The following is a 14,844-nucleotide window of genomic DNA, read 5'->3' on the forward strand; positions in this document are numbered from 1 at the left end:
GAAGCAAAATGCACGAGCCTCTTGATTCCTTGCTCGGAATTGTGTATGATAATCAACAATACATGTATACGTTGATGAGGAATAGTACCATTTTCGAAGCGTGCAGAGAGCTGCTGGCCGGTGCAAAGCAGCCGCAACGGAAATGCGAACTCGCCTCGGAGTAGCTCGCTGAACGGGGACCCCCAGTAGGCGGAGCCGGAGCCCTACCGTTATCTTGGGAGGATATAAGGCTGCTGCAGCAGTCCGTATCTATTGAGCGCATGCCGCGCGCGGCATGAAGTGGAGTGGTACCGCGTAAGACGTCAAGGTCTTTCGTCTCTATTGTTATAGGGAGACGGAAGGCCTTTTTTGATTGCGCCGCGCTGCTCGCGTGTCGCTGGACACATGAATACGGAAAGGAAGGTCGATACACATGAAAAACGTAGACAAATACGCACGCGGCTACTTCATGCCGCCGCAGACGAGCCTGAACTGGACGAAAAAGGAGTACATCACGGAGGCGCCGACCTGGTGCAGCGTCGATCTGCGCGACGGCAATCAGGCGTTGATCGTGCCGATGACGCTGGAGGAGAAGCTGGAATACTTCCACATGCTCGTCGAGATCGGCTTCAAGGAGATCGAGGTCGGCTTCCCTGCCGCCTCGGAGACGGAGTTCGCCTTCTTGCGCACGCTGATCGAGCAGAATCTGATCCCGGACGACGTCACGATCCAGGTGCTGACGCAGTCGCGCGAGCATATTATCCGCAAGACGTTCGAATCGCTGCGCGGGGCGAAACAGGCGGTCGTCCATTTGTACAATTCGACCTCGGTGGCGCAGCGCGAGCAGGTATTCCGCAAGTCGAAGCAGCAGATTATCGACATCGCCGTCAGCGGCGCGCAATTGCTCAAGCAATGCGCCGAGGAGACCGAGGGCAACTTCAAGTTCCAATACTCGCCGGAGAGCTTCACCGGGACCGAGATCGAATTCGCGCTGGAGATCTGCAATCGCGTGCTCGACGAGTGGCAGCCGGGCGCGGACAGCCCCGTCATCATTAACCTGCCGGCTACCGTCTCGATGTCGATGCCGCATGTGTATGCCAGCCAGATCGAATACATGAGCGAGCATCTGAAGTATCGCGAGCATGTCATCCTGTCGCTGCATCCGCACAACGACCGCGGCACCGGGGTTGCCGACGCCGAGCTGGGCGTGCTGGCCGGGGGACAGCGGGTCGAGGGCACGCTGTTCGGCAACGGCGAGCGCACCGGCAATGTCGACATCGTCACGCTGGCGCTCAACCTGTATTCGCACGGCATCGATCCGCAGCTGCAGCTGGACAATATCCCGTCAATCATCAAGGTGTACGAAAAGCTGACGAAGATGAAGGTGACCGAGCGCCATCCGTACGGCGGCGAGCTCGTCTTCACGGCCTTCTCCGGCTCGCATCAGGATGCGATCGCCAAGGGCATGAAGTGGCGCGAGGAGCAGCCGGGTCAGACCTGGTCCGTGCCGTATCTGCTGATCGATCCCAAGGACATCGGCCGCGAATACGAGGGCGACATCATCCGCATCAACAGCCAGTCCGGCAAGGGCGGCATCGGATACATCCTGCAGCAGAGCTACGGCCTTGATCTGCCGCAGCAGATGCGCGAGAGCTTTGGCTACGCCGTGAAGCATGTGTCCGACCGGCAGAACAAAGAGCTGCAGCCGAAGGAAATTCACGACATCTTCATGCAGGAATACGTCAATATTGACGAGCCGGTGGCGCTCGTCCGCTACCGCACGACAAAGCAGGACGATTTCGAGACGGTGGTCACCATCCGCGTAGACGGGCAAGAACAGGAATGTAGCGGCACCGGCAACGGCCGGCTGGACGCGATCAACAGCGCGCTGCAGGCGCATCTCGATCTGACGTACGGCGATCTCATTTACAAGCAGCACGCCTTGGAGGTCGGCTCGAAGTCGCAGGCCATCTCCTATATCGGCATCACCGGCACGGACGGCATGGTGCACTGGGGCTGCGGCATTGACGTCGACATCATGACCTCGTCGGTCAAGGCGCTGGTCAGCGCGGTCAACCGTCTGCAGCGGGAATCGGTCTAGCTTCAACAGAATGAGACAGCTTCACAGTCCAACACAACCCTCAAGCCCTCCCTCTCCGCAACGTTGCGGGAGAGGGGGGGGCTTTTCATTGCGTAAATGAAGTAGAATTCATTCGACAATATCTTACAAAATATCCTATTCATTAAATCGGTTAAATCATGTATTGTATGTATTATCTGGATATAAAGGAGAGGACTTAGCTAGAAGTAAAGTATTAGAAATAAAACAGAAGGAGCGTTTAATTTGAAAAAAAAGAGTGTTGTGATAGGGTTTATTTTGCTGGCGTCAAGTCTCTCCGTTAGCACTTTAGTTTGGGGAAATGTAACTCCATGGGGGAAAATGGAAAAGACAGAAGGTGTTTTGTCGATTCAAGAAAATAGCACAATACCAATACCAGGGGAAAAAGAGAAAAATAGTGTTATTAATTCGATTGATTCAATTACAGGAAATCCAACTAAAGAATTAGATGCGTTTGTTGATAAAGGAATCATCACCATTGAAACCATACAGTTTAATGATGGTAAAGAAAATCAATTATTAAAATTTTATGGAATTGAAACTGAATTAGGAAGAAAACCGATAAGTATAAATGATGAACCTTACATTTTGACAGAAGTACCTAACCAAAATTACTCTTTAATCGAGTATAAAGGGAACCTATATTCTGTGGATTTGAATCGCAAATTGATTTCTCCTGTTTTAAAAAATGAAGTCAATAATTACAAGAAAAAAGATCTGGATCAGTTGTATATCGAAGGAATCGTTCCCTCTTGGGGGGGAGACGCGCATGTTAGCCTGGATGGGAATTACATTCTTTTTCACACCACAAGAAATTTAATATACAATCAAAATTATAATGGGGAAATGTGGATAAAGGATCTGTCCAGCGGTAGTGAGAAAAAAGTTATGGATGGAGGATATTCTTTTATTGGTTGGGCTCAAGATAAAGAAGCCATTATTTTTCGTTCTGAAAAAATCGAGTTGGTAAATCTTGTTGACGGTTCTATTTCGGTTCTTGCTGATTTTGCGTTGACCTCCGGAGTAGCTTTTCCTTATCTTGTTTATCAAGATGAGTATGAAAAAGTCAACATTCTGAACCTTGAAAATAATGAAATTCGACAATTAGAGTTTGAACCGCTTAATCAGGTAGCTTTCATCCGTACTATAAGGAATAGCCCTTGGGCTCTGGTGCTTAATGCCCCCGATAAAATGGAAGCAGCTCGTACTTTAGAAATTATCAATCTTGAAACATTGGAAATTAAACATTTGGATGAACCGGAAAGTCAACTTATTTTGGATAGCCAATGGATTACAGAGGACCAATTTATGATTCATACACGGCATCTAAATACTGGAGCAGAGACATCTTATATTACAAATTTAAATGAAATCAAGGGGAACTAAACCAATGAAAAAAATTATTGTTTCATTGTTTCTACTTTCACTTTTGGCGACACCTTTTGTTAAAATAGATAATGCGAAAGCAGCAGACTATGATCGCGTCTTTGCCGAAGTTTATGGTTTATCGAGTTATGGTTCTACAAACGGGCGCTCCCCAATTCGCTCGGGTTCAAGTGACGTCTGGGCAAGAGTAAATAGTAAAACCAATCAGCCGCGGAGTTCAGGTACCAATCCTCATCAAGGTGCGGATTTGCAAGCTTCTGCAGGAACACTAGTATACCCGATTCTTCCAGGAAAAGTTGTTGCAGTCCAACATAATACATCAAGTCAACTCGGTTCTGTTACATTAAATCATGATATTGATGGTGACGGGATTTACGATAATTATTACGTTAGATACTTGCATATTGATCCCAATGGTAATTCGACTACCGGAATCTCGGTGGGCGATACATTTTCAGTTAATCAATCTATAGGGACGATAGACACGTATAAGGTGTACCCGCCACATCTTCATTTTCATAGAACTAATTCAATCTCCTCTTTAACATATAAGTTGTATGGTTTTTATAGATCGGTTTCGACGTGGAATTTCGGATCGCATCTGGATTTCATTTCTGGAGATGCCATTGTGACCAATACGCTTTATATAAATGCATATGCAGCGACGGACAATTCAACGAATATATACGATGTTTCAAAAATTGAACTTTACTATAAAGTTGGTTGGAGTGGAAGTTGGGCAAAATCCACCACACCATTCACAATAAGCACACCAAGCTACCACCGCTGGAAGATTGACTTAAAGTCCGCGACAGGAGCTGCTTCAGGAGATTTTATTTACTACTATTTAGTTGCATATAGAAGTACAGATCCTACTTTTTCAGGGTCATATAAGACTGGTTTTTGGCCGCAATACTACGAGCATCCAACCGCTCCTTTGACATCATCTCGAGCCAACACCATTTATCGATCATTCATTATTGAGTAATTATTCAAACAAAGCTCGAGGAAAACGATTTGTTCAAAATTGCGCTCCACTCCCGGAAACGAGCGTCTATAGGAGTCATCGACCAGACGACGTAATTGTAAATAAATGTTCGGTTTTGCCGCTGGAACCGGTATCGCGGGCAGCGCCTGATTGTGCTATGCTGGCTGCATAACGGGAATGGAGGAGCGGCATGTCACATCAGTCAGGAAGACCGGCGTCGTCGTTGCCGGAAGCGGGCACCGTGCTGACGCATCGCGACGGCCGGACGATCACCTTTGTCGATCATGGTCGGGACGACACCGGTGATTATCTCCTGCTGGAGCACCGCATCCCGCAGCAGGGGGCGATGAATGGGCCGCACTGGCATCCGCAGCTGGAGGAATCGTTTGTTGTCGAAGCAGGCCGGATGCGATTCCGTGTGGACGGTCAAGATCGCGTGCTGCTGGCGGGCGAGCAACTGACCGTGCGGCCGCGGCAGGTGCATCAATTCTGGAATGAGAGCGAGGACGGGCTCGTCGCCCTTCACACGATTCGCCCGCCCGGCCAGCATTGGAAAATGTTCGCGCTCATCCACAAGCTGGAGCTGGAAGGCAAGCTGAGCAAGGGAGGCATGCCGCGACATCCGCTGTGGCTCGGCGCGGCCTGGGCGAGCATCGACGGTTACCTGGCCGGACCGCCGCTCTGGCTGCAGCGACTCGTGCTCGGCGGCTTGGCTCGGGCGGCGGAGCGGCGCGGGTACCGGGTGTAACGGAGCGAGGTGGCGTTGTGCCGATCTACCAAAAACGGAAAAGCGCAAGCGACAGGATCGGGAGATCCTGCCGCTTGCGTTTTTTGATGGATTGCGCACACCCGTCAGACCGGACCCACCTGCGCGCATACAAGCCGACCTTATCGGCGGTTGCGTTTCCCCGTACTACGCGGATGCCGATGGGGAGGTACGTGCTCGCGCATGGCCAGGAAGACACGCGCCCATTCGCGCGTGTGCAGCGTGCGGACCGGCTGGCGGCGATCGAGCCCGTGCTGGCGCGCCATGCGGGCGAGCTGCGGCGGCGTGAAAATGCCATGCAGCGCCTGCTCCAGCGTCTGCGCCGGCGCACGAAGCGCATGCGCGGCGAGTCGTGCGAAGCGCGCGCGCTCGCCCGGCGGCAGCTCCGGCTGCGGGCGGCGGGTGATGCGTACGAGCGCGGCGTCGACGCGCGGCGGCGGCGAGAAGCTGGCGCGCGGAATCGTACGTTCGTACGCAAGTTCGAACCACATCCGCCAGACGAGCACCTCCGCGCGAGCCAGCTCGGACTGCGTCAGACCAAGCGCCGCGCCTTTTTCGAGCATCAAGCCGGCCTGGACCAGCTGCGTAGCAGGCTGACCGAGCAGCCGCCGCAGCATCGCGGTCGTACAGGCAAACGGCAGATTGGCCGCGACGCGGAACGGCCGCTGCGGCAGCGTGAGCTCCAGCATGTCGCGCGCCATCACGCAGATCGCCGGCTCCGCAGCGGCCAGGCGGCGCAGCACGGGAATCAGCGCAGGATCGTTCTCGACTGCGATAATGTTCGCCGCTCTTCCCGCGAGCGAGCGGGTGATGGCGCCGGTGCCGGCGCCCAGGTCGAGCACCGTATCGCCGGGACGAACGCCGGCGGCATCGATCAGCCGGTCGATCGCGTCGCGATTGACCAGGAAGTGCTGGCCGCGCGGCGCGTGCGCGCCGGTCTGAGGCGACTTGGCGCGCGTGCGCCCGCTTTGTTTTTTTACAGTCATCGTCTTTTCCTCCCGAATACGAAATGTACAAACCTTCCTTCCAGCACAAAAACAAGAAAAACAAGCACAAAAACAAGCATAAAAACAAGCAAATCAAGCACAAAAAAACACACCTGCTTGCTGCCGTCACGGCAACTGCAGGTGTGTCGGAATGGACTGCGCATAGCGGCAGTCGTCTGAATTAGCTTTTCCGCAAGCGCATGCGCGGGCGGAGGCGAAGCGGCGAGCCAGCGGGGCGCAGCCGGACGGCTGCGGTGTTCGCTTTCGCGCTTCGTTCCCTTGTGCGCATGCGGGCAGATCTGATCCAGGTTCCAGACACGACGAGCAGCGCCGCGGCGGCCAAGCTTGCCGCACGCAGACGTCCTCCGGCGCGAACCCAGACCATTTGATCAACCATTGTAATCCCTCCGTTTCCTAAAATTTTCTCAAGAGCACCCAGTCGGCAACATCGGCTTCGTCGTCTAAGATCGCGAAGTCAGGGACACTTGCTTCGTCGTCTAAGATCGTGAAATCAGGAAACTTGCTTCAACGTCTAAGATCGCGCAGTCTTCGCTGCTTGCTTCGTCATCGCGCCGTTCTCCGGCACGGGCAAGTCGCCCTCGAGCACCGTGATCTCATCCTGATAGCGGGCGATGTCGGCGCTGCGGCAGAGCAGCGTCAATCTGGTGCCGTCCTCGTCATATGCGGTTGCCTGCACGTCGGCATGCGCGTTGAAGTAAGCGGCGAGATGTCCCTTGTCGTACGGAATCCGCACCACGAAGCGGGCATAATCTGCGAACACGCGCTCCGCCAGCGCATCGGCCAGCCGGTCGATGCCGCGCAGCTCGCGCGCCGACAGCCAGACGGCGTCGCCGTCCGTCAGCGGGTAGGGCCGGTCGGTCCGATCGGCTTTGTTGTATACGACGAGCGTCGGGATCTGCTCGGCGCCGAGCGCGCGCAGCGTCTCCCGCGTGACCTGCATATGCGCGGGGTGTTCGGGATTGGACGCATCGACGACATGCAGCAGCAGGTCAGCCTCGGCGACTTCCTCGAGTGTCGAGCGGAAGGCTTTGACCAGATGATGCGGCAGCCGGCTGACGAAGCCGACGGTATCGGTCAGCACGAAGCTGCGCCCGCCCGGCAGGACGATGCCGCGCGCCTTGGTCTCCAGCGTAGCGAACAGCATATCGTGGGCGAATACCTGCTTGTCGCTGCCGGGGTGGTACGTCTCCAGCATGGCGTTCAGCAGCGACGACTTGCCGGCATTGGTGTAGCCGACCAGGCAGACGACGGGCGCCTCGCCGGCATTGCGCCGCTGGCGCAGCACTTGGCGGCGGCGCACCAGCTTCTCCAGCTCGGCCTGCAGCATCGCGATCCGCTCCTCGATGCGACGACGGTCCAGTTCCAGTCGCGTCTCGCCGGAGCCGCGGTTCTTCAGGCCCGTCCCGCCGCCGCCGCCCTGGCGGCCGAGCGACTCTCGGCTGCCGACGAGCCGCGGCAGCATATACTGCAGGCGCGCCACCTCGACCTGCAGCTGCGCCTCGCGCGTCTTGGCGCGCTGCGCGAAGATTTCGAGGATCAGCATCGTGCGATCCATGACGCGGCAGTCCAGCCGCTTCTCCAGATTGCGAATCTGGGCAGGGGAGAGCTCGTCGTTGAAGACGACGTCCGCCCCCTCGTAGGCGTGCAGCATCGTCTGCAATTCCTCCAGCTTGCCCGCGCCGATATAGTGAGCGGGGTGGATGCGCTCCGCCTTCTGCGTGAGCGAGTCTGCGACTTCCAGCTCGCAGGCGAGCGCCAGGTTCGCCAGTTCTTCCATAGCGCTGTCAAAATCACGCTGCTCCGGCAATTCGATGCCGACGAGCAGGACGCGCGATTGATGTTCGGTTGTCCTATGCGATTGATGTTCGGTTGTCATATCGGGAATCATCCTTTCCTTATTCCAGGGACTGCGCCTGTCGCGGCGCACAAAAAAACGCACGGGCGGTCTGCCTGTGCGCAAAGGGCGGTATGGAATCAGGTGGATGCTGCGCGCCGCAAGGGCGCTGCCGTATGGGGAGAGGGAGGGGCAGCCGCTCGTACGCACGGTGAAAGCGTAAGGGTCGCGTATCGCAAACCTATTGCGTCCATCATCATGCGAGTTTGCAAAGGCAGCTCGCCTTTGCGTGCGTTGCTGCCAATAAGCGGCTGGCTCAGCGAATCGAACAAACGACGTGTGGCCTACGCACCGCTCCCGAAAAACAAATACGGGCAAGTGGACAGATCGATCCTGATTCCTCCGCCGGCAAGGCAGAGCTTAGACGTGGGCAACATTAGCCGCGCATCATGCGAATCCGGATATAATCAATCACACTTAACCCTCCGTTCTGTTGAAAAAGTAATTTCAGGTTAACACAGGCGCAGGGCAATTGGCAAGACGAAATGGCTGGCGATCAACATTCGGCGTTGGTCATCTCGTTGGTGAACATGCGCTTGTATTCCCGCGGCGTCAGCTTGACCGCGGATTGCGGCGCGTAATGCAGCTGCAGCGCCCGGCGCCGTTTGACCGAGAAGTTCGGCGGCGTCCCGTGATGCAGCAAGCCCGAGAACAACAAAGCGCCGCCGGGCTTGAGCGGTACTGCGACATCCTGGTCGACCTGCACGTTCACATCGCACAGCTGCCAGTCGCGTACGGAGTAATGCGGCGAACCGCCGTGCATATGGGAGCGGGGGATGACATGCATGCAACCGTTGTCCAGCTCGGCCGGATCGAGTGCGATCCAGATGCCGACGACCGACCGGTCGTAGGCCAGATTACCGTAGGCCATATCCTGATGCCACGGCTTTTCGGCTCCCCCGGTCGGGGGCTTCAGGATCGCTTGATCCTGTACGATTTTGGCCGGTTCGCCAAATAGACGCGCCATGCCGTTCATGATGTCCGCATGCTCCGCGACGGCTCGCAGCCGGGGCTCGTGATCGAGATAATCGTAGGCCTTTCGGGCCGCGAGCTCCCGATCCTCGGCTGTTTTGATCCCTTCCTTCGGCTTGACGATCTGCAGCTTTGAACCGGTCGAGCGGCCGTGTACAATATCCATCAACGCGTCGATCGATTGCCGGATCTCCGCTTCATTCAGGACGTTGTCGACGACGAGATAGCCTTGCTCCCAGAACTGCTTCACGTGCGCATCCGTCAGTTGCGCCCAGGTCGGGATGCTGTCGGCGTTCGTATTGTCGTAGCGGTACATGGACGTGGCGATCGTTTTGGCGAGTTGCTCGTCTTCCGGTGTCAAGTAAGCGGTTAACGTTTTGTTGGCCATGGTCTGTTCCTCCGGTAAGTTTTGACTTCTGGCCTCTTCATTCTAGCATGCGAGTCCTTTCGCCAGACATGCAGCCACTTGCGTATTTTTTATACTTACTCGATAGCGATGGACGCGTTCAGGGGGCTTCCGTTCCGGGTTGTGGCGTACCGGAATGCGTCCGTGTCGGCGCCGATTTGTACAGGAAGCGAGAAGGCGGGCAGCCGTGATGCTGCTTGAACTGCCTGCTGAACAAGTAAATGTTCGTGTAGTGCAGCGCTTCGGCCACCTGGGTCACATTCATCGACGTTTCGGCCAGCAGATGCGCGGCCCGCTCCATTCTTACCCGGGTCATGTATTGCTTCAACGAGGTGCCGGTGTGCTTCTTGAACATTGCGCTTACATACTGTGGAGACAAGCCAACGCGGTCCGCCAGTTCGCGGTGCGGGATGCGGCGCCCGCCTTCTTCCCGCATGTATGCGATCAATTGTCCGACCAGATGCTTTTGCTTGCGCGGCAATTCAATCGCCGGATCAGGCGCGCGAGCATGCTCGCGGTACAGCTGCAGCAACGCGAGCTTGAGCACATAGTCCAGCTCCTGTTCTTTCCCGTCCGGTTCGTAATAGAGCAGATGAAGCATCCGGTGCAGGAGCATTTCAAAAAAATAGGGGTCCTCCAGATCTGTGCAGCGGGGCGGCAGCGCATCCGGTTGAACAGGCCCGGCCTTCTCTGCAATCGAAAAATGGATATAAATCACTGTCAGCCTGTCCATCGGGTCCTGCTTCGCCGCCGGCCGGTCGCCGGGACGAACCAGGAAGCACCGGCCTTTGCGCAGCGGGTAGCGCCGCCCCTCAAGCATCAGCTCGCCTTTGCCCGCAACGACGTACCACAGATCGTAATCGACAAGCGGAGGCGGCGACCAATTCCAGCCGATTTCGCAATTCGCTTTGCCAAAGCCGGCGAAGCGGCCCAGGTGTACTTCATCCAGCCATGTGATGTGCGTGGTCATGCCGACCAGTCCCTTCCCCGTGAATGAGCCCGCGCCGTTGCGCCGATTCCTCCGATATGCCACCAGTATAAACGAAATGGCGCGCAACGTCATGCAGCGCCAATCAATAGACGAGCACGGACTGGACTTCTATCCAAACTGTGATATACTATACAATATAAACTTACTGAATAAAGGTTAGTATATTTGCAGAAGGGGGAACTACACAATGGAAATCGGAATCAGCACCTTCGTCGAGACGTCGCCGGATATGAAGACGGGAGAAGTCATCAGCCACGCGCAGCGGCTGCGCGAGGTCGTGGAAGAAATCGTACTGGCCGATCAGGTCGGGCTCGACGTCTATGGCGTCGGCGAGCATCATCGCGAGGATTATGCCGCCTCGGCACCGGCGCTGGTACTGGCGGCAGCCGCGACGCGGACCAAGCGCATTCGGCTGTCGAGCGCGGTGACGGTGCTCTCGTCGGACGATCCGGTGCGCGTGTTCCAGCAGTTCGCGACGGTCGACGGACTGTCGGACGGACGGGCGGAGGTAATGGCGGGACGGGGATCGTTCATCGAGTCCTTCCCGCTGTTCGGCTACGATCTGCAGGACTACGACGAGCTGTTCGAGGAGAAGCTGGAGCTGCTGCTCCAGCTGCGCCAGTCTGAGAAGGTCACGTGGAAGGGCAAGCACCGGGCGCCGATTCACAATCTGGGCGTCTACCCGCGTCCGGTGCAGGACCCGTTGCCGGTCTGGATCGGCAGCGGCGGCAATACGCCGTCCGTCATTCGTGCGGGCATGCTCGGACTGCCGCTCGTGCTGGCGATCATCGGCGGGCAGCCGGTGCAGTTCGCGCCGCTCGTGCAGCTGTACAAGCAAGCGGCGTCCCGCGCGGGACACGACGCGGCGGCGCTGCCGATCGCTTCGCACTCGCACGGGTTCATCGCCGAGGACGATCAGACGGCAGCGGACAAGTTCTTCCCGTCGACCCAGGACCGCATGAATGCAATCGGCCGCGAGCGCGGCTGGCCGCCCTACACGCGCGGCACCTTCGATGCGGCCCGCACGCTGCAGGGGGCGCTCTATGTCGGCTCGCCGCAGACGGTGGCGGACAAGATCATCTACCTGCGCAAGCAGGTCGGCATCACGCGCTTCATGCTGCACATGCCGCTCGGCACGATGCCGCACGCGGACGTGATGCGCGGCATCGAGCTGCTCGGCACCGAGGTGGCGCCGCGCGTGCGCGAGGAGATCGCGCGCTGGGAGGCGGAGGGGGGCGAATAATCGAGGTTCGGAGCCTGGAAGTCGAAGCGTGAATTCGGGGATGGCTTCATATACGCAAGTTATCGGGTGATCGCAGCTCGATGGCTTGCGTTTTTTTCGTTGCCGCGCCGTCCTACGGAAGGCATTGAGAAGCGGAAACGGATCGTATACAATAGGCATAGCAAAAGTAAGCGGTTACGAATAAGGCTGCTCACGGCAGCGGCGCAGGGGGAGTCCGATGTATCAGGTAGTCATCGTAGACGACAACGTGTTGGATCGAAGAGGGATCGCCGGGTTACTGCCGTGGCAGTCGCTCGAATGCGAGATCGCCGGCATATACGCCAACGGGCTCGACGCGATGTCGGGGATCGGAGGCGCGTCGCCGGACCTGGTCATCACCGATGTCGAGATGCCGCTCATGGATGGCATCGAACTGGGGCGGCGCATTCGCAAGCGCCATGCGTCCACTCAGCTGGTGTATATGAGCAATTATAACGATTTTTCCTTCGTGAAGGAGGCGCTGCAGCTCGAGGCGGCGGACTACGTGCTGAAGCCGGTGCGCAAGGCGGAGCTGCAAGCGACCGTGGAGCGGGCGCTGTCCAAGGTGCTGCGGGAGCGCACGCTGGAGACCGAGCGCCGCAAGCTGCTGCAGGAGGAGCGCGACACGGGGCAGGTCGTCCGGGAGGAGGGCTACCGCGAGCAACTGGCCAATCGCATTGCGGGCATCGTGCACGAACGGTATGGCACGAGCCTTGCCGTGCAGCACATCGCGGACGAGCTGTACGCCAGCGTCAACCACATCAATCAGGTGTTCAAGGCGTGCCGCGGCCAGTCGGTGTTCGATTACTTGACGGCCTACCGCATCGAACAGGCCAAGCAATATTTGCGCCATTCGGACAAGAAGGTGTACCAGATCGCCGAGCTGGTCGGCTATACGAACAAATCCCATTTTACGCTGCTCTTCAAGAAGCATACCGGCTTTACGCCCGCCCAATACAAAGAACGGTATAGCTAAAAGTGCGGTGAAAAAGCGCCAAAGTGGCCGGAAATGGGTTGGAGAAGCGCAGCGTCGGTCGAAATACGCATTTCGGGCACGGCGACCGCATAAAGAGAGGGGGGATGCGCTACGGGCCCGTTCAACAAGTCGTCAGGTAGCCGGTGGGGCGGTTGGCGCCGCAGCTCCGGCAAGCTGCCCTACAAAACCAAGCTCATGCTGACCACGCTGCTCGTGATCTTTCCGCCCTTGCTTTTATTGTCGGTCGTCTACTTGAACACGTATTATGAATCGCAGCGGCTGGCGCTGCTTGAGCAACTGTCGCGCACGGCCGGGGCGGAGCTGGCGGTGTACGATCAGCGGTTTTATTCCGCATCGATGAAGCTCCGCAATTTGACGAACAATCCGGATGTCGTGTATTTGCTGCAGCACGATTACAGAGACAATTTGCTCAGCTATATGGAAAATCTGGACGAGGTCATGCCTGTCATGGACGCGCTTCGGTCCGACGATCCGAACACGAGCTTGAATTTGTACAGCTTCAACGAGACCTTGTACCGCACCTACGGCATTCGCTGGGCCAGCGAGCTGCGCGGCGTCGAGCCAGAGACGATCTATGCCTATGGGCGAAAGTTCATTCCGTATTATGTCTTTGACCTGAATGGATCATCCGGTAAGACGGTCAAGCTCTACGATGTCATCCACGATTACAGCGGCTTGCTGGCGATCGCCGAGATCGCGGTGCCGGTCGACCCGCTGGTGCGGCAGCTGGCCTCGCGCCTGCCGCAGGGCAGTCTGGTCGAATATGTGGCCTCGGCGCCGGAGACCGAAGTCTGGTTGTGGGGCGAGCCACCACCGCAGTCGTCGCATGCGCCCGCAGCGAGAGCGGCGAGCGCACAGTCCTTCGCTATGACGTCCGGTTCGGCGCAGCCCGCCGTCGGAGCTGATCTCGCAAGCAGCAGCAGCGACGCATTGTCTGCCTATACCCGGCTCGCGATTTCGTCCGCGGCCGGCGGCGGCGAATTTGTCATCCATGTACCGGATCGCTATGTGCGAGCCGAGCTGGCCCGCTACATCTGGACGCCGGCGCTGATGATCGGCGGCTTGCTCTGCACCATTTTCGTGTCGATTCAGCTCGTGGCCAGGCTGCTGACTCGGCGTCTCGGTCTGTTGATGGAGCGGACGAAGCGGCGGCTGGAGAAGGGGGGCGACCTGGACAAGGCGCCGACTTTTTTTGGCGCCGACGAGTTCGGGCAGCTCGACGAGGCGTTTCGCGAGTTGCTGGAGCGGGTCAAATTTTATTACAACGAATCGGCGCAGACCGAGCTGCGCAGGAAGCTGCTGGAGACCGAGCTGCTGCATGTGCAGGTTAATCCGCATGTGCTGTATAATTCGTTGTCCGCCATTCGCTGGGTGTACGACGATGCGCGCTTGCATCAGCTGATCGATACGATGGTCGATTACTACCGGCTGTTTTTGAATCGCGGGCACGTCGAGACGCGTCTGGACGACGAGCTGCGCATGATCGAGAAGTATGTCCACATGCAGCAGTTCGCGTACGCTTCGGCGTTCCAGTACGAATGCGAGGTCGAGCAGGGGCTGCGCGAAGACGCGTTCATCATGGGGCATCTGATTCAACCGATTGTGGAGAATGCGCTCGTGCACGGCATTCGCCTGCTGGAGAGCGGCGGCAAGGTCGTCCTCTCCGCCGAGCGGCAAGGCGAGCTGCTCCTCGTGACGGTGCGCGATAACGGGGCCGCGTTGTACCATCGACATGCGCGACGGCCGCCCGCGGGAGAAGCCGGAGCGGCGGAGACTGCGCAGACGGACGAGCTCGACGCCGATGAAGAGCAGCGGTTGCTGGCCGCGCGCAGCCAGTCCGCTTCACCGGTCGGCAGCGGCTACGCGCTGCACAATATTCAGAGCAGGCTGAAGCTGTATTACGGCGAACGATACGGCGTCAGGCTCGAGCGCGGACCGGGCGAATGGACCGTCGTGACCATCACGCTGCCTTATCGGACCGGCGCGTCCTCATGACGCGTCCGAATCGGCGCTTCAATCTTGCGCTCGCACATACCGACTGCCGTTGGCGGTCGGTATTTTTGTGTGGAATTCCGTTA

11 protein-coding genes and 1 other annotated feature are annotated in these 14,844 nt (G+C 57.4%); of the genes, 7 read left to right on the plus strand and 4 right to left on the minus strand.

The features are described 5' to 3' along the window. The first annotated feature begins 62 nt into the window (after positions 1-62). Positions 63-323 (plus strand) — a binding site (T-box leader). Between the two features lie 89 nt (positions 324-412). The 4 genes from IDH44_RS17500 to IDH44_RS17515 all read left to right on the plus strand — a co-directional run bounded on the left by IDH44_RS17500 (position 413) and on the right by IDH44_RS17515 (position 5,220). Then, the gene (locus IDH44_RS17500) at positions 413-2,080 is read left to right on the plus strand and encodes a 2-isopropylmalate synthase (RefSeq protein ID WP_190919904.1); all 1,668 of its coding nucleotides are present in this window, start codon (positions 413-415) and stop codon (positions 2,078-2,080) included. Between the two features lie 243 nt (positions 2,081-2,323). Beyond that, positions 2,324-3,484: a hypothetical protein gene (locus IDH44_RS17505; RefSeq protein WP_190919906.1), complete on the plus strand. Its 1,161-nt coding sequence runs from the start codon at positions 2,324-2,326 to the stop codon at positions 3,482-3,484. A 4-nt stretch (positions 3,485-3,488) separates the two neighbouring features. After that, positions 3,489-4,472: a M23 family metallopeptidase gene (locus IDH44_RS17510; RefSeq protein WP_190919908.1), complete on the plus strand. Its 984-nt coding sequence runs from the start codon at positions 3,489-3,491 to the stop codon at positions 4,470-4,472. A gap of 190 nt (positions 4,473-4,662) precedes the next feature. Beyond that, positions 4,663-5,220, plus strand: coding sequence for a cupin domain-containing protein (locus tag IDH44_RS17515; protein WP_190919910.1), 558 nt, complete (start codon positions 4,663-4,665; stop codon positions 5,218-5,220). 140 nt (positions 5,221-5,360) lie between these two features. On the opposite strand, the gene IDH44_RS17520 is transcribed toward IDH44_RS17515, so the two are convergent. From IDH44_RS17520 to IDH44_RS17535, 4 genes are all read right to left on the minus strand, one after another. After that, the gene (locus IDH44_RS17520) at positions 5,361-6,224 is read right to left on the minus strand and encodes a ribosomal RNA small subunit methyltransferase A (protein WP_190919912.1); all 864 of its coding nucleotides are present in this window, start codon (positions 6,222-6,224) and stop codon (positions 5,361-5,363) included. Between the two features lie 532 nt (positions 6,225-6,756). After that, entirely contained in the window at positions 6,757-8,121 is a 1,365-nt protein-coding gene (hflX, locus tag IDH44_RS17525) for a GTPase HflX (protein ID WP_190919914.1), read from the minus strand. Positions 8,122-8,635: 514 nt separating this feature from the next. After that, positions 8,636-9,499 carry a phytanoyl-CoA dioxygenase family protein gene (locus tag IDH44_RS17530; protein WP_190919935.1) on the minus strand — a complete coding sequence of 288 codons (864 nt, stop codon included), beginning with the start codon at positions 9,497-9,499 and terminating at the stop codon, positions 8,636-8,638. Positions 9,500-9,617: 118 nt separating this feature from the next. Further along, complete coding sequence (locus IDH44_RS17535; protein WP_190919937.1) at positions 9,618-10,487, minus strand: AraC family transcriptional regulator; 870 nt, start codon at positions 10,485-10,487, stop codon at positions 9,618-9,620. Positions 10,488-10,695: 208 nt separating this feature from the next. On the opposite strand from IDH44_RS17535, the gene IDH44_RS17540 reads away from it, so the two are divergent. From IDH44_RS17540 to IDH44_RS17550, 3 genes are all read left to right on the plus strand, one after another. Further along, a complete protein-coding gene (locus IDH44_RS17540) occupies positions 10,696-11,751 on the plus strand; it encodes an LLM class flavin-dependent oxidoreductase (RefSeq protein ID WP_190919939.1) in 1,056 nt (351 codons plus the stop codon). 217 nt (positions 11,752-11,968) lie between these two features. Next, positions 11,969-12,745, plus strand: a complete 777-nt coding sequence (locus tag IDH44_RS17545) for a response regulator transcription factor (protein ID WP_190919940.1) — start codon at positions 11,969-11,971, stop codon at positions 12,743-12,745. Positions 12,746-12,940: 195 nt separating this feature from the next. Next, entirely contained in the window at positions 12,941-14,761 is a 1,821-nt protein-coding gene (locus IDH44_RS17550; protein WP_190919942.1) for a sensor histidine kinase, read from the plus strand. Positions 14,762-14,844: the final 83 nt, after the last annotated feature.

The organism is Paenibacillus sabuli (assembly GCF_014705605.1).
Taxonomy (GTDB): Bacteria; Bacillota; Bacilli; order Paenibacillales; family Paenibacillaceae; genus Paenibacillus_D; species Paenibacillus_D sabuli.

Bases quoted from the DNA above. Each gene is read 5' to 3' on its own strand.
- IDH44_RS17500 (WP_190919904.1), top strand. From the start codon at position 413: ATGAAAAACGTAGACAAATACGCACGCGGCTACTTCATGCCGCCGCAG.
- IDH44_RS17510 (WP_190919908.1), top strand. From the start codon at position 3,489: ATGAAAAAAATTATTGTTTCATTGTTTCTACTTTCACTTTTGGCGACA.
- IDH44_RS17515 (WP_190919910.1), top strand. From the start codon at position 4,663: ATGTCACATCAGTCAGGAAGACCGGCGTCGTCGTTGCCGGAAGCGGGC.
- IDH44_RS17520 (WP_190919912.1), bottom strand. From the start codon at position 6,224: ATGACTGTAAAAAAACAAAGCGGGCGCACGCGCGCCAAGTCGCCTCAG.
- hflX (WP_190919914.1), bottom strand. From the start codon at position 8,121: ATGACAACCGAACATCAATCGCATAGGACAACCGAACATCAATCGCGC.
- IDH44_RS17530 (WP_190919935.1), bottom strand. From the start codon at position 9,499: ATGGCCAACAAAACGTTAACCGCTTACTTGACACCGGAAGACGAGCAA.
- IDH44_RS17535 (WP_190919937.1), bottom strand. From the start codon at position 10,487: ATGACCACGCACATCACATGGCTGGATGAAGTACACCTGGGCCGCTTC.
- IDH44_RS17540 (WP_190919939.1), top strand. From the start codon at position 10,696: ATGGAAATCGGAATCAGCACCTTCGTCGAGACGTCGCCGGATATGAAG.
- IDH44_RS17545 (WP_190919940.1), top strand. From the start codon at position 11,969: ATGTATCAGGTAGTCATCGTAGACGACAACGTGTTGGATCGAAGAGGG.
- IDH44_RS17550 (WP_190919942.1), top strand. From the start codon at position 12,941: ATGCTGACCACGCTGCTCGTGATCTTTCCGCCCTTGCTTTTATTGTCG.